This is a genomic window from Bacillus sp. 3a (assembly GCF_017161885.1).
Lineage (GTDB): Bacteria > Bacillota > Bacilli > Bacillales > Bacillaceae > Bacillus > Bacillus safensis.
This window is the reverse complement of the sequence record NZ_CP067376.1, coordinates 1,126,327-1,144,421: the sequence shown is the minus strand read 5'-3', so window position 1 is coordinate 1,144,421 and position 18,095 is coordinate 1,126,327. Positions and strand designations below refer to the sequence as shown.

Genomic DNA, 18,095 nt, shown 5'->3' with positions numbered 1-18,095 from the left:
AAAAATACGTGCTGTTTTGCAGCACGTCTACTTATTTATACAACATCATATCCCTGTTCCTCAATCACATCGGAGATACGGTGTAACGTGACTTGATCTGGGTGAAATGAAACCTCCACCTGTCCTTTGTCTAAATGGACTTTCACAGATTCAACACCTGCTAATTCTCCTACATTTCCTTCGACTGCTTTCACGCAATGTCCGCAAGACATGCCCTGCACTTGAAGTGTTGCTTGTTCCACTTCTCATCGCCTCCATCAATCATTTTCTACAATTTACTATACCCTAGTAGGGTATCAATGTAAACATAAATGCTACGATTTTGTCAGTTTCGTAAAGACCGTCATTAACTCTTCAATGGCTTCATCCCCATTGCCGCTTTTGATAGCATCTGCAACACAATGGTGTGTATGCTTTTCCATCAAATGAAGACTGACTTTTTTCAAAGCCGCATTGACTGCGGAGATTTGATTCACAACATCTATACAGTAACGATCGTTTTCAATCATTTGCTGAATCCCGCGCACTTGTCCTTCCACTCGTTTCAAGCGATTGATCAATTGGTCCTTTTCCTTCTCAGCTCTAGGCGAAGCCTTATGTCTTTCTTCATGTTCTGTCATGTAATCACCTTTTTTCCATTATGACTTGTCTGTACCTAAATTAAAGCATATCTCCACCGGAAAAGGCAAAGATATGCTGAGCATCGCATATAAAGCTATGTTTGTCCTAATTTGTTAATTGTTCGATATCCTGCAAAAGATTGACGGATTGCTGAAGCTGTTTCATCAATCCCTGCTGATCCTCCAATATGGAGGCAACATCGATATCGCCTGCTTTCAATTGCTGTAAATACGTTTGGATTTCCTCTGACAGCACTTTATTTTTTTCAATGATTTGCGCATGCAGATCTTCTGCCATTTTTGGCGCTGTGACATCATTAAAATCTTGAATGTCTGCCTTCAATGATTCAAGCTGCTGCGTTAATTCTGCTTTTTTGGCGGCATTTTGCACAGCTTCTTCAGCGAGTTTTGGAAAGTCCTCTGTAAATTGCTGAATGTCTGTCACATAGTCATTTGCCTCAGTGACATATGTCGTTGTATCGTTGACCTGATCAAGCAAGCCGGAGCACCCGCTTAATACAAGCGTTCCAGAAAATAGGAAAGCCATCACATATTTTTTCAAGATCGATCATCCTTTCATCTGTAGGATTAAAAGCATCATTTGTTCCGCTTCTCTATCACACAGATGCAAAAAGACCTTAAAAATAGCCAGACCTTTGCCTCATGTGTGATAGGCAAAGGTCTGGCTAACATTGTTCATGCCGGAATAGCCGAGAAACAACGGATGTTTCTGTAATGACGACCAAACCGTAAAAGCTACTCCCCTTTAGGAAACCGTTCAAATGTTATGTTTATCATATCGAATGTCAGGACAACAGTCAATTCGGAAGATCCTGCTCTTGATACAGCACATGGCCCTTACCAGTGGATGCATAAATCCGGTTCCGCCCTTGGCGTTTTGACATATACAAGGCCTGATCCGCTTCAAATAGAAGTGTCTCTAATACACAAGGATCATTGGCTGTGTGAGCAATTCCAAAACTCGCTGTCACTCGCACTTTTTCCTCATCATTCGTAAAGAAACTTGCTTCAAACGAATGTCTTATTTTTTCCGCGATATGACATGCCTCTTTAAATGACTGATGAGGCAGACAAATGGCAAACTCTTCTCCCCCATATCGTCCAAATAAATCATCCATTTGTAAATGCTCCTGACAAATAGAGACAACATGACGCAGCGCTTCATCCCCAATATGATGTCCGTGTGTGTCATTGATTTGTTTAAAGAAATCAATATCAAACAGCATAACAGCCGTATCCTGTGCATCCTCTTCCAGGATCATCTGCGTTCGTTCGATGAAAGAAGAACGATTGAAGATATTCGTCAAACCATCAATATACGCACGACGCTCCAGCTCTTCCTGCAGCAAACGCTGCTCTGTTACATCACTGATCACTATTTGCCTGCCCTCGATCTCTCCTCTTCTATTAAATAGAGACGAAGCGGTCAAATGATAATAGCAGGACTGGTCTTTTTCCTTTTTCCACATTAAATCATATTGCGAATGATCCTGTGGAGAGCGCAGCCATTGAATGAACGCTGAATCTTTGATGATTGCTGAGAAAATATCGTCGATTTTATGGCCAATTCCCTTTTTATTCGCAAGTGCTGGAATGATCGATGCAGCAGCGGGATTGTAGTCAATGAGTGTCCGATATCGATCTAAAATCAGAACCCCTTCAGACATATGCTCAAACACACGCTCCATTGCAATGGGAGACAGCTTAAAGAGCTGGAACGACATAATTGCCCATAAATAGAGTGCGTTAGTGATAAACATCACCACAGGAACCGGATCAATATGTAGGGGTGTAACACCTAATAAATAAATAAAAGAAGTCAAAATTGGTAATGACATTCCCACTAACAGTATCAGAATCTGCTTTAAATATTCTTTTTTTGTGACACGTAAAAACCAAAGCAGCATAAAGATAGCAAGCATCGAACAGCCAAACGTATAAACGCCATGAATGATATACCAATAGCCAATCGTAAAATCAGCCAATAAAAACCCATCTACTGGATTCATCGTGATGCTTCGATAAAAGAGTGAATGTAAAGAGTTGGTGAACACCATAATGGTTGTGAGAGTTGGAATCAATAAGATGAGAAGCACGCGGCGCTTTGTTAAATATTGATGGAACCCCGTAAATTGCAGCACAATCAGCAGACTGAGCGGTGCGATAAACGGAAGACCTATGTATTGAAAACAAACCCAGAACATGATTTCTCCAGGAGTACGAGCCAATAATTCAAACGTATGCCCAAAGATATAAATCGCAGTTGCTCCAGACATGTACATAAACAATTGACAGCCAATATATCGATGGCGGTTTGCATGAGCAATGATTGATAATATCACGGACAGAATGCCAGAAACACTCATGATCACAATAAAATGTAAAACAATCGAATCCATGTAAACGCCCCAATTTCAGTTATTTAGAACTAGTCTAATCTTACTATATATGAGGACGTCTCAAATGGGAAGATGTGATTTTGAATTGGTTGGAGATTTTTTGTAAAATTTCAGGCGTTATCGGTTCGAGATTCCTTATATTTTCACTACTTTTTGCTTAATTTGAGGGAGAAGTATGTTGCATCTGGAGAAATATATGTACAATGTGGGGATGAATGGAGAGGAGACTCGAAAGGAATATGACTTTTTGGATGATTATGACGGGGCTGTTTATGCTGATTCTTTTGGAAAAACCGTTTAAAAAGAGAAGTTCTGGATTGTTATTTTTGATCAGTTATTTACTGCTGATTGCGGTTTATGTGATTCAGACAACGTTTGTGGAACTTGTGCCGGATGGATTTTTGATGATGATTGCGGTGGTTGTCGTTTTTCCTTTGTTTGTTCGGTTGGTGTCTTCTTTGAGAAACCGTACATAAGAAAAGAGATGCCAGATCTGACATCTCTTTTTCTGCTGTGAAACAAGTTCAGTTAATCATCCCTTAAAAAGTTCCAGCATTATTTTTCTAAATCAAGGTTTTGATTTGTCCTTTGGTGTATCTTTAGCTTTAGCTTTCTCATCTTCAATTTTACTAACTTCTGCTTTTGCATGGTCCATTTATTCTAATACTCAAGAATCCTTCGTTGGATGAACTTAAACGAAAAGCTGGTAAAGATGAGCCGACGATCCTAAAGGAGTTAAAAATCTTGTGTCAAGAAATGAATTAGAATGGGGATAAAGAGAAGAAGGAATGGTGGCTTAAGTAATGTAAAAAAGCCGCCCAGGTGGACGGCCAATTTTACATATTACTCTTATTCATATTGAGCAGGAGCAATTTTGGCTACTGGCGCACCACAAAATAGCATGAATACGAATAACACGCTCGGCTTAATTGCAAGGCCCATACCGCCTAGGTATACTGCCACTGTCATCCAATCTCCCTTATCTATTGCTTTTTGCAGATGCTTTAAAGTACCTTTAGCGATACCAACTGCATCCTCGACACAGCGAGTTACCGTGTTACTTTTCGTGGTCGCTTCTTGATTCATTAATTTTGCGAAAGCGATCATGCCATTTTTCTCTGCATCTGTATAATGTGATTTTGCAAGCTCTTCTTCATTAATGGTGTAGCCTTTTTCTTTATCAGAAATGATAATCTTTGTGAAGATGTATTCAATTTCTTTTAAAGACTTCTCAATTTGCTCTTCTGTCAAACCTTCTAATCCCTTTGTGCTTTGTGTCTTTGCAGCAGCAGCTGGAACAAAGGCAGTCACAGCCAGAACTAATGCTAACATTAAAAAAGCCAATCTTTTCATATTAACTCCCCCTTTTTTTAACTTAAAATTACTTTATCATACATTTATGTAAAATAAAGGGTTTTAAGAGAGAGTTAAACCCATTAGACACAATCATACATAAATCGACATATTACGCCCACAAGTTTAAACATAAAAACGAGAGAAAATAAATGACCATGCCCAACATTACAAAAAATTTAAGGAAATTTTCGTACTTTGTGAGAGGGCGCTCTTTTTTTGTTTTGACTAGTTTCCAATAAAGAGCGTATCCAGAGAAGAAAAGAATTAATTGACCAAGTCTTGAAGCGTTCTCTAATATATCTATACCATTCATTATAGTTCACCTCCCAAATTAGAGAAAAATCAAACATTCTACACATCTACTTTTCATGTATATCCAAGGTAATTTCAATTTATTATCTCAAATTTCCTTTTCGTCTTCCAACATTTATGTAAAAATAAGTAATAAGAAGCATTACACAAGATAGATCTATCCCTCCTTTCTCTACTTGTTTTTTGATTTTCCAAAAATACGGATGATAGATAGGTGTACTTGAAGTAACTGAATTAACACAAAAAACCCCTCAAAAAAAATGGAGGAGTTCTCAGAAACACTAAACAATTATAGCCATATATACCCTTCCACACAAAAGGAAGTTGTAGCTTTTATGAAAGAAGAAGTTTTTTAAAATGTTGCCAAAATGTTGCCAGACCCGCATCAAGGGCTTTCAAACCCTTGATGCGACTGCATTCTAAAAGTTTTGATGGAGACGGTGGGAGTCGAACCCACGTCCAGAGACATCGATTACTTAAGCGTCTACGAGCGTAGTCAACATATTTCGTGTTCACTCATCCGCATGCCTGCTGACGGGCGCTTGGAGAGCTAGTCTGATGGATCTCTTCTTACGTTCTCAGACGGAAACGTAAGCGTAGCCTACTTCATTGGGCTCCTCACAGACACATAGGCGATGTCAGGAAGAGCTCGCTGCGCTTATTAGGCAGCTAGTGCTAAGTTTTGGTTAAAACTTTTAGTTTTGCCAGTTACATTTAAGTGCGTGTTAACGAGATCGCCTCTCGGCTCGCAGCCTAAGCTCGAACCATCCCTGTCGAATCCGTAACGTCCCCTTGTAAAAGGGATATACGGGATGGAAGTTCAGCTTCACTGCTTCCGTATATAACTATTATAACAATCTCACTGCTCGAAACAACTGGTGGTTTCTGTCAAAACAGCGATAATTGTTTACTGCATAACATATTGTAGCATAATGCTTCCGCTCTCAGCAAGCCATCAGCATCAGCCTAGAATTGCTTTTGACGATCGCGGAAGGCACGTTCGATTTCACGTTTTGCATCTTTTTTCTTCAAGTCTTCACGTTTATCGTATTTCTTCTTCCCTTTTCCGATTCCAATCAGCACTTTGGCAAAGCCATTTTTCAAATAGAGTTTCAGAGGCACAAGTGAATAGCCTTCTTCCTTCGTCGCACCAATCAATTTGCTGATTTGCTTGCGATGAAGAAGCAGCTTTCTCGTTCTCAGCGGATCATGGTTATAACGGTTCCCCTGCTCGTATGGGCTCACATGCATGTTATGAAGGAACACTTCTCCTCGTTCGATTTTGGCAAAGGAATCTTTTAAATTCACTTTTCCAGCACGAATCGATTTGATTTCAGTTCCTTGCAACACAAGACCAGCTTCATACGTTTCTTCTATAAAGTAATCATGATTTGCTTTTTTGTTTTGGGAAACAACCTTTCCCTCTCCCTTTGGCATTGGCGTACACCCTCCTTTTGACACAAACACGGTCCAAATCGTACGGATTATTTTATCAAACAATCCAGCTTTCGACAATGCTGACGCCATGTGGTCAAAAAGCAAATAGAGCGTGATGCCCCATTTGCTTTTTGGCACGTTACTTTTTCTTTTTGCGTTTTTGTTTCGGTGCGTTTTCAAATACGCGTTTTTTCTTTTTCTTCTTTTTACGGCTTGTGAACCAGTCACTTCCGCTTTTATCCTCTTTGCCTTTTTCCCCAGAGGCTTTTTGACCTCCACGCCCTTTTTTCGCTGGTGGATCTGTTCGTTTTTTGAACTTGAAATCTTTTGGTGATTTACGGCGAGTGCCCTTCATACCGACGATTTCAAAATCAATTGAGTGCTCATCTTTATTGACATTCACGACTTTGACAGTGATTTCGTCACCGATACGGTAGACATTTCCTGTACGTTCACCGATCATAGCAAAGTGCTGTTCATCAAAGCGATAGTAGTCGTCAGTCATGTAGCTGACATGGACAAGACCTTCTATCGTATTCGGCAGTTCAACGAATAGTCCGAAGTTCGTCACGGAACTAATCATACCATCGAACTCTTCACCGATTTTATCTAGCATAAACTCTGCCTTTTTCAGGTCATCTGTTTCACGCTCTGCATCGACTGAGCGGCGCTCCATTGTCGATGCATGATCTGCGATTTCAGGCAGCAGCTGGCCCCACTTCTCTAGGGTTGCTTCATCTGTCTTTTTCTGAATCAAATAGGTTCTAATCAGTCTATGCACGATTAAATCCGGATAACGGCGGATCGGTGATGTGAAGTGTGTATAGAATTCCGTTGATAATCCAAAATGGCCAATGCTTTCTGGATCATACTTCGCCTGTTTCATAGAACGAAGCATCACAGTTTGAATGACGACTTCTTCCGGTTGATCCCTGACAGCATCGAGGACACTTTGAAGTGCACGCGGGTGAATGTTCGTTGACGTCCCTTTCACAATGTAGCCAAACGTCGTCACGAACTCTAAAAAGCGCTGAAGTTTCTCAGGATTTGGTTCTTCATGAATTCGGTAAATGAACGGAACATTCATCCAGTGGAAATGCTCGGCAACCGTTTCGTTTGCAACAAGCATGAATTCTTCAATTAATTTCTCTGCAACGGAACGCTCACGAATGACAACGTCTTTCGCAGCGCCTTCATCATCTACAAGTACTTTTGCTTCCTTGAAGTCAAAGTCTACAGCTCCACGCTCCATTCGTTTGTCACGAAGAATCTCTGCAAGCTTCTCCATCTCTTGGAACATCGGCACGAGTGGCTCATATTTATTTAGAAGCTCTTCATCTTGGTCGACTAAAATCTTATTCACATCGGAATAGGTCATTCTCTCTGTCGTTTTGATCACACTTTGGAAAATCTCATGTTTGACGACTTTCCCGTTACGATCAATAACCATTTCACAAGACAGGGTGAGACGATCGACCTTTGGATTTAATGAACAAATACCGTTTGACAAACGATGCGGAATCATCGGAATGACGCGGTCGACGAGATACACACTCGTTCCACGTTCATAAGCTTCCTGATCAATCGGGGAATTCTCTGTGACATAATGAGAAACGTCTGCAATGTGCACGCCAAGCTTATATTTGCCATCATCCAGCTTTTGCACAGTTACGGCATCATCTAAGTCCTTTGCATCTGCACCGTCAATCGTCACAATCGTTTCATTGCGCAAGTCGCGTCTGCCTTCAAGGTCTTTTTCATCAATCGTTTCCGGTGTGTCTACTGCTTGCTGAAGTGCTTCTTCTGGGAACTCACCTGGCAGACCATGTTTATGAATGATCGACAAAATATCAATGCCAGGGTCATTTTTATGACCGAGGATTTCAGTCACTTCACCCTCTGCACTCATTCTTCCTTCAGGGTAGCTTGTCAGCGTCACAACGACTTTATGACCTTCGACCGCACCGTTTTTAGCGGATTTCGGAATGAAGATATCGTTTGTGATTTTTTTATCATCAGGGATGACAAAGCCAAAGCTTTTCGTTTCTGTATAGGTACCGACAACCGTCTGAGTATTACGCTCGAGAATACGGATGACCGTTCCTTCTTTTTTCGTGCCGTTTGATTTGTGGCTGACACGAACCATGACGGTATCGCCATTCATCGCTGTACCTAATTCATTTGGCGGAATGAAAATATCATCCTGTCCAAACTCTTCAGGCGTTACAAATGCAAATCCTTTTGCATGAGCAGACAGCTTTCCTTTTACCAAATTCATTTTTTCTGGTACACCGTAACGGTCGCTGCGCGTGCGAACGATGAGTCCTTGATCCTCCAGCGTCACAAGTGCTTTGACGAGCTCTTTATAATCATCAGGATTGGTAATCTCCATCATGACTTCCAGCTCTTGAACAGTTAACGGTTTATATGCTTCTTCTTTCATAAAAGCCAGTAATTCATCCATAAATTCTTCTTTTTGCACACTCTAACCCCCTATATATTTAAATTGACCAATCAAGTGATTCTAAGAATGCATAGACATCCTGATGAACCTTCTCCCGCTCTTTATCAAGCGTGATGACATGGCCTGATTCTTCATACCATTTCAAATGCTTATCATCTGTCTCTACTTCGTTATAAATGATATTCGCACTGTCTGTATTAATCATATGATCGTGACGTGCCTGCACAACAAAAGTAGGTGAATAGATCATGTCGACATTGTTTCTGACATCTGCAATCAGTTCTTGCAGGCTCCTCAGTGTATCCATTGGTGTTTTCTTGAATGCTTCCATTTCTTGTTCAATTTGGTCCTCTGACTTACCCTCAAATTTCTTATAGTTACGGGCATAATCTAGTACACCCTGGTACATGACTTCTTCACTTTTTATGTACATAGGTGCACACATAGGTACAATTCCCTTTACAGGTACAGTGTAACCTAATTTCAATGAAAAAACTCCTCCGAGGGATAGTCCGCAAACTGCAATCTCCTCATAGCCCTCATCTTTTAAGAATTGATAGCCTTCTTCTACATCTTTCCACCAGTCAGCCGGGCCTGTATGGACAAGCTCTTCTGGCGGCACACCGTGTCCTTTATATTGAGGTGCATGGCATGTATATCCTCTTTCGTTCAAATAACGGCCAAGCATTCGAACATCGGCTGTATTCCCAGTAAAACCGTGAAGAAGAAGCACCGCCTTTTCTCCACCTTTAAACGTAAATGGTTTTGGTGTAACAACTTTCATGATGTGACTTCCTTTCCTTCTGATATGGTTTATATTTTCCACTTGTATGTATGAAACAAACACAAAAGAGTGCTGATAATAAAAAAAGGTCTGAAAAAAGATCAGACCTTCTGTTACTCGCGCTTTACACGCCTAAATATGCCAATGCAAGTGTTAAGATGAAGAAAAGCACTGACAAAATAACCGTTAATCGGTGAAGAATCAAGTCAAGGCCTCTCGCTTTTTGCTTACCGAAAAGCTGCTCGGCTCCACCTGAAATAGCGCCTGACAGTCCAGCACTTTTACTTGATTGTAGTAATACAACGATGATAAGTGCGATACTGACAATTACGAGTAATGTGATAACAAATGCGTGCATGAAAACACCTCCAGACAAACTGGTACACATAACTTTATTTTACATGAAAACAAGGTGCATGTCACGAAACATCAAAATAAAGATTTCCTATATATTGTCGACTTGATTCGTTATTTTGATACAATTTCGTTCCAAAGTGCTGGCTGCAGCATTTTTATATGCAATTTTTCGGTTAAAAACACATTTTAATGAGTTGCTTCTTCCTTCAATAGCTGTTTTAATTCTACTAACAAGCGTTCAGCTCCTTCAGGACTCAGCATCACGCTCCCATTTCCATAGCTTTTGTTGTACTTCGTCACTTGTCCTGTTAACAGGCAGCTCTTATCTGCATCATATTTTTTCAGCATAATGGTTTGATCTTCAATGAAAATTTCTAACAACTGCTCTTCTTTAATATTGAGTACCTTGCGCATTTCTGAGGGCAGAACAATTCTGCCGAGAGAATCAATGTGTCTGACCATCCCAGTCCTTTTCAATGACATTTCCTCCTTGATGATGATATCATTTATTAACTTTTGTCAATATCTTCATAGTAAAATAGATCTTCAAATTTTTTATCAAAGTAATGAATCATTTTGCCAATGACAAGCTGTCCTGGTTTTCGGTGACCATTTAATACCCTGCTAAGTGTGGCAGGAGAGATGCCAATTTCATCAGCGAGCTGATTTAACGACATATCGTTCTCGATCATATACTGCATGACAAAAGCCCGCCTGATCTGAATCTTTTCGACCATCATTACAACCTCCTATGGAATCATTATGTACAACATGTAAGGCTCTCACATCAAGCAGATTCATTAACTTATGTCAACACTTTTACCCCTCTGCTATTTCCTTTGGTCAATGATCATACTAAAATAAGTCATATACTGAAAAGTGAGGTTCGATGTCATGAATCACTTTGGTGAACAATTACGCATTTTAAGAGAAAATAGAAAAATGTCGGTCAATCAGCTTGCCATGTATTCAGGTGTAAGCGCTGCTGGTATTTCTCGTATTGAAAATGGAAAGCGCGGTGTGCCAAAGCCTTTAACCATAAAAAAATTAGCACACGCCTTGAAGGTGCCTTATGAGGATTTAATGCTGCTTGCCGGTCATATTGAACAGGAACAAGTTCATGAAATGAAACCGAAATATGAGTCCATGTTAAAAATCTATCAAACGGCGCTTCAAAAGGATGTAGAACATCTCCCCATTTTTGACGGAGACAAATGGGAAAGGCTCTCCGCACAAGACATCAGCCAGCTGAATGAATACTTTCTCACACTCATCGACCAAAAAAAGGCGAACAAATAGCGGGGCATAAACCTAATGTACATCCACCATTAACTAATGTCAATATTTTCATGGTGTGCTTATTGCCAATAGTCAACAAATCAAGTAAAATAGACATATCGAATCTATAACCATGTGAGGTTTTGCGTTGATGAACTTTGGTGCATATTTAAGAGCATTACGTGAGGAAAAGAAGCTGTCGGTGAACCAATTAGCGATGTATTCTGAGGTCAGCGCTGCCGGTATATCTCGTATTGAAAACGGGAAACGCGGCATTCCGAAACCTCCTACGATTAAAAAGCTAGCTGGTGCGTTAAAGGTACCTTATGAAGACATGATGCAGGCTGCGGGCTATATTGAGGAGGCCTCTTCTGTCCATCAGCACGATGAAGATGATCTTGCTTTATCCAAAATAAAGGAAGCCGCAGCGCAATATGAACTTGCTGATCTAGAAATATTTGATGGTGACATTTGGTCTACCCTTTCGAAAAAAGAAATAGAGGACCTCAACCGCTATTTGTTATTTATGTTAAACAGCCGTTCGTCCTCATAAATGTTTTCATCATTGACAAGCTTTTTGCGCCGATTTATGACAGATTTACGGTATAATGGGTTCAGATTGGAGTGAAGAAAGATGAATCAATCTGACATGTGCCCGCGGTTTGAAAAAGCAGTTGAGTTATTGAGTAAACGCTGGGTGGCACTGATTGTTTTTCAGCTTCTCTCAGGTCAGCAGCGCTTTAGCGAAATTGAGGCAGCTCTGACAAATTTAAGTGGAAGAGTTTTATCTGAGAGATTAAAAGAGCTGGAGGCAGCAGGTATTGTAAAACGGGAGGTTTTTGCTGAAACACCCGTGCGCATTGAGTATTCTTTAACAGATATGGGGCGTTCACTTGCACCCGTTTTTGAGGAAATTGCGAAGTGGTCCTCTGACTGGATCACGCTTGAATCATAAAATACCAGCATGCGAACCGCCTGATCATCATAAAACAACCTCCCTTACAGATGTAAGGGAGGTTTTGTCTTTTCAACCGCTTAAGCAGATGTGATGTTTTTTTCAGCTAACGCTTTTCTTTCCTTTTTCTTGTTTGTCGGGCTTAAATAGCGTTCGAGCCAGCCCATGACAAGGTCAGCCATAATAGCCATGAGTGCAGTTGGAATCGCACCTGCTAAAATGATAGCTGTTCCGTTTGTGGCGTTTGATCCTCTGATGATGATATCACCAAGTCCTCCCGCGCCCACAAATGTTCCAATCGCTGTAATACCGATGGCAATGACCAGTGCGGTTCTTAAACCAGCCATAATGACTGATAAAGCAAGCGGTAATTCAACCATTCTCAGCACTTGCCATTTCGTCATGCCCATCGCTTTACCTGATTCTAAATAAGCATGTTCAATGCTGACAATGCCTGTATACGTGTTTCTGATGATCGGCAGAAGCGAATACAGAAAGAGTGATAGGATGACGGTATTTGCGCCAAGTCCTAATACAAGCATCAATACGGAAAGCATCGCTAATGCCGGTATCGTTTGAATGACGTTGGTAACGGCGAAGATCCAATTGCTCAGCTTGCGGTAATGCGCGACAAAGATGCCTACTGGAATCCCGACAATCGCCGCAAATAACACCCCATACGCCGACATGAGAAAATGGCGATAAAATTCTTCTAACACATATGACCCGTTCTGCTGATAATACGTCCATAATTGCTGCAGTGTGTCCATCAGCCGTGACACCTCCCCATCTTACTCAAAGTAATTGTGTTTTTTCAGGAAATTCTTCGCAACGGTTGCTGGTTCTTGAAGCTCCCCGTCGACTTGATAGTTCAGCTCTTGCATTTGTTCTGTATCAATTTTTCCGATCAGCCTGTTGATCACCTTATCAAGCCCTGGATTTTCTTTTAAGACTTTCTCCGGGACTACTGGTGATGCATCATACGGCGGGAAGAACCGTTTATCATCTTTTAAGATTTTAAGGTTATAGGCCTTGATTCGTCCATCTGTTGAATAGGCAAGCACAATATCCATTTTTTCATTCTTTAGAGCATCATAGACTAAACCAATCTGCATCGGATACGTGCTGCCAAATTTGATTCCGTATGTTTTCACGAACCCGTCATAGCCGTCGCCTTTCTTTTTGAGCCAAATATTATCGACACCAAATCGGTAATTGTTCGCATTCTTTTTTAAATCAGATACCGTTTCTAACTTGTTTTCCTTCGCCATCTTCTGCGTCACAGCAAAGGCATACGTATTATCAAATCCATAAGAATCAAACCATTTGTAATCATAGCGTTTTTTAAATTCTTTTTGGACGATCTCCATCGCACGCTCTGGGTCTTTTTCCGCATCCATTCCAAGCGTACTTGTTAAATCCGTGCCTGAATATCTTGTCGCAGAAATGTCGACATCTCCGTTTTCCATTGCTTTCTGCTGCACAGTGTTGGAGCCTAGGTTTTTCACAATGGTCGTCTTTTTATCTGTGTAATGTTCGATCATATCGCCAACCATATAGGCCATAATTTCTGATTCGGTAAAGTTTTGTGCTCCAATTCGTAGCGTGCCCCCCGAGGAGCCGGCTAGTCCAGGAAGTGAACAGCCGCTTATCAATAGCAAACATCCTGCAAGCAGTGCACTGATCCATTTTGTTTTTCGATTCTTCACATAAGCCAACTCCTTATGAAACTTCCTTCAATCCTTTTAAGCCTTCTGGTGTTACTTTTTTCTCCAGCTTCATTAATGAAAGGTCGATGATGACTGCTAAAATTGTGACTGGTATCGCACCCGCAATAATAAATTCCGGCTGATACAGCTGAAGTCCAATCAAAATGTAGTCACCTAGACCGCCTCCACCGATAAAGGCTGCAAGTGTTGTCCAGCCAATCAAATAAATCGTTGACGTTCTGACACCTGCCATAATGACCGGTACAGCAAGCGGGAGTTCAACAAGACGAATTTGTTCCCATGTTGTCATCCCGATTCCTTTACCGGATTCAAGCAAGTTTTTGTTCACACCTTGGACCCCGGCATACGTATTTCTTAAAATAGGTAAAACCGAATAGAAAAAGAGAGCAACGATTGCAGGTATTTTCCCAACCCCCAAAATAGGAATAAAAAAGGCAAGAATCGCTAAACTAGGGAGTGTTTGAAAGATATTCACGATACCGATGATAAAACCTGCGCCTCGCTTCATTCGGGTGAGTACCACACCTAAAGGAACGGCAACGATAATACCAAGCACAACAGCAATTAAGGAAATATATAAATGCTCCCACATTTTTGTGAGGAGTTCCCCACCATTTTTCTCTAGAAAGTCGATGATTTGATCCATGTGTACACCTCCCTTACTTCATTTCAGTGACAGCCGCCGGCGTATCGTCTCCCCAAATGGAGTCGTACACAACATCTACAAGACTTGCTCGTGTCACAATGCCTTTTAAGTGTCCTTCTGCATCCACAACCGGTACATATTTAATGCCGCGTATTAAGATTTTCCGGACAGTGTCTCTTAGAAGTGCCCCTTCTTGTACGGTATAGAACTCTGTATTTAAAATATCACCGACGAAAGCTGCTTTTCTGCGGTTCGCATCGATTGTTTCAATATCGATATAGCCTTTTAGCACATGATGTTCATCTACTACAAGCAAGGAATCGACCCGCTTTTCTCTCATGATGTAGATGGCATCTGTTAATGTTTTTTCAACTGTAATGGTGACTGGTGACGTGTTCATCATTTGTTCTACACGTTCCATATTCGGATTCGATTGAAGCAGACGTTCTTTCCCGATGAATTCTTCTACGAATTCGTTGGCTGGGTTCCGCAGAATATCGTCAGGCGTACCTACTTGGACAATCTCTCCATCTTTTAAAATCACAATTCGATCAGCTAGTTTAATGGCTTCGTCCATGTCATGTGTGACGAATACGATGGTTTTATTTAACGTTTTTTGCAGTTTCTTAAATTCTTCCTGCAATGAATCTCGTGTGATTGGATCAAGTGCGCCAAATGGTTCATCCATGAGGATCAGAGGGGGTTCCGCTGCTAGTGCGCGAAGAACACCGATGCGCTGCTGCTGTCCTCCGCTGAGTTCATGAGGGTAGCGCTCTAAATATTCCGGTCCCATGTCGACAAGCTTCAGCAGTTCACGTGCCCGTTCTTTTCGTTTTTCTTCCGGCCATTTTAACAGCTTCGGAACAAGTGAAATGTTTTGTGCGATGGTCATATGGGGGAACAGTCCAATTTGCTGAATCACATAGCCAATTTCTCTTCTTAATTGAACTGGGTCTTTTTTCATAATGTTTTCTCCCTCAATGAAGATGTTTCCTGAGGAAGGTTCGATGAGTCGGTTGATCATCTTCATGGTTGTTGTCTTACCACAGCCACTCGGTCCAATAAAACAAATAAATTCTCCTTTTGCTATTTCTAAATTAATATTTTTGACAGCTTTTTTTCCGCCTTTATACGTCTTAGATACATTCTCTAGTTTCAGCAAATGAGACACCTCCATTAGTCGGATCAATATTTTCAGAAAATTTACACCTTATTTATTATAGTGCAAACTTTATAAAATAAAAAGTTTATGATGTGTTTGTATTGCATAACATTTATTTAAAATTTTCAGTTAACGGCCTGCTAGATAGAGATCTCTCCTTTTTCCTCCAAATTACGAGCAAATACTCAATATTTATTGTTTTCATCAACAAACAGGTATATGATATATTGTGTTACAAATTGTCAGTCGTGAAGGGATGAATCGGGGAGTGGACAAGCAAGCGTTAGGTGCCATTCAAAAAGCACAGGATCATTATATTGAAAAAGCTGCCGAGAACATGAATGCCTTTGGTCTTTCTTCTACAGTAGGTAGAGTGCTTGGTATCATTCACATGAACCGTAAACCAATGACGCTTGGAGAGCTATCAGAGGCGACAGGCATGAGCAAAACGAGAATGAGTCAAGTCGTTCGAGAAATGCTCGATTTGAATATTGCGGAAAAGGTTTATGAAAAAGGAATACGTAAAGATCTTTATGACGTTGAGCAAGATCAATACCAAACGTTTATTTCCTTGTTTGCAGCCAATTGGTCCCGAGTTGTCAGCAAAAACCGCAAAGCACATAAGAAAACGTGCAAGGAATTGCTGGAATTGCTGGAACAGGACGACCTGCCAGAAGAGACAGAGGATAAAATCAATCTGCTTCTTTCAGAAATCAAAGAAAGTCTTGATTACTATGATTGGATTAGCCGCTTAATTGAATTCTTTGAAAGTGAAGAAGTGTTTAAGCATGTGCCGAAACCTTAAAAAAAGCTGTTTTATTTTACATCATTGTAGAAAAAAACAGCTTTTTTATATACACTTATGACATAAACATTGGAAACATCCCTTTTAAGCCTGCGCCGATCATCTCAACTGCCACTACAGCAAGAATTAATCCCATTAACCGCGTCACGACATTCATCTCTGTTTTCCCCATTTTCCGCATAATGAAACTTGAATAATGAAAGGCATAAAAGGTCATTGCCAGAACGATGACAATGCCGATTAAAATCGCAAACATGTGAAGCATCCCTTGACTTCCCGGGGTTAAACTCATCACTGTAGCGATTGTACCGGGACCAGCGATGATCGGAATCGCCAGCGGCGTAACGGAAACATCCGCCTTTTCTATGCTTTCTGCCTTTTCCTCAGAATGAGGATTTTGGACATGTGACTCCTTTGCATTCAGTAAATTGTAAGCGATACCAAAAATAAAAATACCTCCGGCGATACGGAGTGCATGAATATCGATCCCAAACAATTTGAAAATGAGCCTCCCTGCCAATAGAAAGGCAACCAGAATAATGAAAGAGACCACAATGGCTTTTTTGGCTGTCTGGGAGCGTTCTTTTTCTGTATATCCCTCTGTTAAAGTGATGAAAAGAGGCACGTTTCCAATAGGGTTTGATACAGCAAATAATGAGACCACAACATGAATCATAAAGGAAATCAACAGACACCCTCCTTTTTTCATAGTGTCTGCCAATCTGATGTGAATATTCCCTTGTGATGTTAAAACCTGTATATATTTAACCGATGATAATAAAGGTTTAAAGAAAGGGGAATGACACATGAAGAAAACGATCACCATCATCCTTCTATCTGTTGCGGTTTTAGGAGCAGCCGGCTGGATGGTTTGGCAGCAGCAGACCATCAAAGCAGCTGAGGAAAAACATCAGCAAGAAAGCAAAACGAACGACGAGCAGCTTTCGAAGTTAAAATCAGTTCAAGCGGATATGAAGCATGAAAACGAAAAACAAAAAAAGAAACTGTCTACCATCACCAAAAAGCTCAAAAACGAAAAGAAAGCCTATCAAAAAGAAGTCAAGCAGCGTAAAATACTTGAGGCAAAAATTGACCAGCTTCAAAAAGAGCTGACAGCAGCGAAAGCCACTGCTCAAGCGAATAAACAGAGCGCACAGGCTGCAAGGCAACCAACTGTTAAAAAAGACCCAAATGTCACTCACAATCCGCCCTCACAATGGGTACAGGATCAATATGATTGGGGTGTGAAACAAGGATATATTAAAGAATAGAAAGGATGAAAAAATATGATACACATTCGGCCATTGTCAGGTGATCAATCCGTCCCTATAGATCTTTTACTCTTAGCTGATCCTTCAAAGGAAAAGGTTCTTACTTATGTGCAATCCGGCTCTTGTTATGCCGCGTATCATGATCAGGACGTGATTGGTGTCTATGTGCTTTTATCTCTGTCTCAGCAGACAGTCGAAATCATCAATGTCGCCGTGAAGGAATCATGGCAAGGGAAAGGAATTGGGAAGCAGCTGATCCGCCATGCCATTGCTGAAGCGAAAGCCGCAGGTTTTCAGACGGTTGAAATCGGCACAGGCAACTCGAGCATTCAGCAGCTCGCACTTTATCAGAAATGCGGCTTCCGCATGACATCTATTGACCACGATTTCTTTCTTAAGCATTATGATGAACCGATTTTTGAAAATGGCATTCAGTGTATGGATATGGTACGGCTGTCACTCACTTTGCAAGCAGACTGATGTTTTGTTCCGTCCGTC

Annotated in this window: 23 protein-coding genes and 1 other RNA gene; 7 read left to right on the top strand and 17 right to left on the bottom strand. The window is 40.9% G+C overall.

Going from position 1 to position 18,095, the window contains the following annotated elements:
- Window positions 1–35 precede the first annotated feature (35 nt).
- The 4 genes from copZ to JJ692_RS05575 form a co-directional block, all read right to left on the bottom strand.
- Window positions 36–242 (bottom strand): copper chaperone CopZ, encoded by a 207-nt coding sequence (gene copZ, locus JJ692_RS05590; RefSeq protein ID WP_024423475.1) that lies wholly within the window; start codon window positions 240–242, stop codon window positions 36–38.
- Window positions 243–314: 72 nt separating this feature from the next.
- Window positions 315–620, bottom strand: coding sequence for a metal-sensing transcriptional repressor (locus JJ692_RS05585; protein WP_024423476.1), 306 nt, complete (start codon window positions 618–620; stop codon window positions 315–317).
- Window positions 621–726: 106 nt separating this feature from the next.
- Entirely contained in the window at window positions 727–1,182 is a 456-nt protein-coding gene (locus tag JJ692_RS05580) for a DUF6376 family protein (RefSeq protein WP_073207454.1), read from the bottom strand.
- A 256-nt stretch (window positions 1,183–1,438) separates the two neighbouring features.
- A complete protein-coding gene (locus tag JJ692_RS05575; RefSeq protein WP_024426055.1) occupies window positions 1,439–3,040 on the bottom strand; it encodes a histidine kinase N-terminal 7TM domain-containing diguanylate cyclase in 1,602 nt (533 codons plus the stop codon).
- Window positions 3,041–3,279: 239 nt separating this feature from the next.
- Here JJ692_RS05575 and JJ692_RS05570 point away from each other — a divergent pair, with 239 nt between their 5' ends.
- Window positions 3,280–3,516: a hypothetical protein gene (locus JJ692_RS05570; protein WP_135031203.1), complete on the top strand. Its 237-nt coding sequence runs from the start codon at window positions 3,280–3,282 to the stop codon at window positions 3,514–3,516.
- Between the two features lie 373 nt (window positions 3,517–3,889).
- Here JJ692_RS05570 and JJ692_RS18920 read toward each other — a convergent pair whose 3' ends face one another.
- The 8 genes from JJ692_RS18920 to JJ692_RS05530 all read right to left on the bottom strand — a co-directional run bounded on the left by JJ692_RS18920 (window position 3,890) and on the right by JJ692_RS05530 (window position 10,490).
- The gene (locus JJ692_RS18920; protein WP_073207462.1) at window positions 3,890–4,393 is read right to left on the bottom strand and encodes a hypothetical protein; all 504 of its coding nucleotides are present in this window, start codon (window positions 4,391–4,393) and stop codon (window positions 3,890–3,892) included.
- Window positions 4,394–5,137: 744 nt separating this feature from the next.
- Window positions 5,138–5,500: a transfer-messenger RNA gene (ssrA, locus tag JJ692_RS05560) on the bottom strand.
- A 174-nt stretch (window positions 5,501–5,674) separates the two neighbouring features.
- Complete coding sequence (gene smpB, locus JJ692_RS05555) at window positions 5,675–6,145, bottom strand: SsrA-binding protein SmpB (RefSeq protein ID WP_012011279.1); 471 nt, start codon at window positions 6,143–6,145, stop codon at window positions 5,675–5,677.
- A gap of 139 nt (window positions 6,146–6,284) precedes the next feature.
- A complete protein-coding gene (gene rnr, locus JJ692_RS05550) occupies window positions 6,285–8,627 on the bottom strand; it encodes a ribonuclease R (protein WP_024426057.1) in 2,343 nt (780 codons plus the stop codon).
- 19 nt (window positions 8,628–8,646) lie between these two features.
- A complete protein-coding gene (locus JJ692_RS05545) occupies window positions 8,647–9,393 on the bottom strand; it encodes an alpha/beta hydrolase (RefSeq protein ID WP_024423480.1) in 747 nt (248 codons plus the stop codon).
- 124 nt (window positions 9,394–9,517) lie between these two features.
- On the bottom strand, window positions 9,518–9,751 hold the full coding sequence (gene secG / locus JJ692_RS05540; protein ID WP_003212746.1) for a preprotein translocase subunit SecG: 234 nt from the start codon (window positions 9,749–9,751) through the stop codon (window positions 9,518–9,520).
- 185 nt (window positions 9,752–9,936) lie between these two features.
- Window positions 9,937–10,227 carry an AbrB/MazE/SpoVT family DNA-binding domain-containing protein gene (locus JJ692_RS05535; RefSeq protein WP_024426058.1) on the bottom strand — a complete coding sequence of 97 codons (291 nt, stop codon included), beginning with the start codon at window positions 10,225–10,227 and terminating at the stop codon, window positions 9,937–9,939.
- A gap of 32 nt (window positions 10,228–10,259) precedes the next feature.
- Window positions 10,260–10,490, bottom strand: coding sequence for a helix-turn-helix domain-containing protein (locus JJ692_RS05530; RefSeq protein ID WP_145925725.1), 231 nt, complete (start codon window positions 10,488–10,490; stop codon window positions 10,260–10,262).
- A 154-nt stretch (window positions 10,491–10,644) separates the two neighbouring features.
- On the opposite strand from JJ692_RS05530, the gene JJ692_RS05525 reads away from it, so the two are divergent.
- The 3 genes from JJ692_RS05525 (at window position 10,645) to JJ692_RS05515 (ending at window position 11,983) form a co-directional block, all read left to right on the top strand.
- Window positions 10,645–11,049 carry a helix-turn-helix domain-containing protein gene (locus JJ692_RS05525; RefSeq protein WP_024426060.1) on the top strand — a complete coding sequence of 135 codons (405 nt, stop codon included), beginning with the start codon at window positions 10,645–10,647 and terminating at the stop codon, window positions 11,047–11,049.
- 130 nt (window positions 11,050–11,179) lie between these two features.
- Window positions 11,180–11,581 (top strand): helix-turn-helix domain-containing protein, encoded by a 402-nt coding sequence (locus JJ692_RS05520; protein ID WP_073207468.1) that lies wholly within the window; start codon window positions 11,180–11,182, stop codon window positions 11,579–11,581.
- A gap of 81 nt (window positions 11,582–11,662) precedes the next feature.
- Window positions 11,663–11,983, top strand: a complete 321-nt coding sequence (locus JJ692_RS05515) for a catDE operon transcriptional regulator CatR (RefSeq protein WP_073207472.1) — start codon at window positions 11,663–11,665, stop codon at window positions 11,981–11,983.
- Between the two features lie 80 nt (window positions 11,984–12,063).
- On the opposite strand, the gene JJ692_RS05510 is transcribed toward JJ692_RS05515, so the two are convergent.
- The 4 genes from JJ692_RS05510 to JJ692_RS05495 are packed head-to-tail and all read right to left on the bottom strand — an operon-like array spanning window position 12,064 to window position 15,521.
- Complete coding sequence (locus JJ692_RS05510) at window positions 12,064–12,753, bottom strand: ABC transporter permease (protein ID WP_024423486.1); 690 nt, start codon at window positions 12,751–12,753, stop codon at window positions 12,064–12,066.
- Between the two features lie 21 nt (window positions 12,754–12,774).
- Entirely contained in the window at window positions 12,775–13,692 is a 918-nt protein-coding gene (locus JJ692_RS05505) for an osmoprotectant ABC transporter substrate-binding protein (RefSeq protein ID WP_041107821.1), read from the bottom strand.
- Window positions 13,693–13,705: 13 nt separating this feature from the next.
- Complete coding sequence (locus tag JJ692_RS05500) at window positions 13,706–14,359, bottom strand: ABC transporter permease (protein WP_025094045.1); 654 nt, start codon at window positions 14,357–14,359, stop codon at window positions 13,706–13,708.
- Between the two features lie 13 nt (window positions 14,360–14,372).
- Window positions 14,373–15,521 (bottom strand): betaine/proline/choline family ABC transporter ATP-binding protein, encoded by a 1,149-nt coding sequence (locus JJ692_RS05495; protein WP_206534312.1) that lies wholly within the window; start codon window positions 15,519–15,521, stop codon window positions 14,373–14,375.
- 268 nt (window positions 15,522–15,789) lie between these two features.
- Here JJ692_RS05495 and JJ692_RS05490 point away from each other — a divergent pair, with 268 nt between their 5' ends.
- Window positions 15,790–16,326: a GbsR/MarR family transcriptional regulator gene (locus tag JJ692_RS05490; protein WP_024426065.1), complete on the top strand. Its 537-nt coding sequence runs from the start codon at window positions 15,790–15,792 to the stop codon at window positions 16,324–16,326.
- Window positions 16,327–16,381: 55 nt separating this feature from the next.
- Here the strand turns inward: JJ692_RS05490 and JJ692_RS05485 are convergent, their stop codons facing one another.
- Window positions 16,382–17,014, bottom strand: coding sequence for a MarC family protein (locus JJ692_RS05485; protein ID WP_122631926.1), 633 nt, complete (start codon window positions 17,012–17,014; stop codon window positions 16,382–16,384).
- Window positions 17,015–17,132: 118 nt separating this feature from the next.
- Here JJ692_RS05485 and JJ692_RS05480 point away from each other — a divergent pair, with 118 nt between their 5' ends.
- A complete protein-coding gene (locus JJ692_RS05480) occupies window positions 17,133–17,597 on the top strand; it encodes a hypothetical protein (protein ID WP_206534311.1) in 465 nt (154 codons plus the stop codon).
- Window positions 17,598–17,612: 15 nt separating this feature from the next.
- A complete protein-coding gene (locus JJ692_RS05475) occupies window positions 17,613–18,077 on the top strand; it encodes a GNAT family N-acetyltransferase (RefSeq protein ID WP_122631927.1) in 465 nt (154 codons plus the stop codon).
- The last annotated feature ends 18 nt before the right edge of the window (window positions 18,078–18,095 follow it).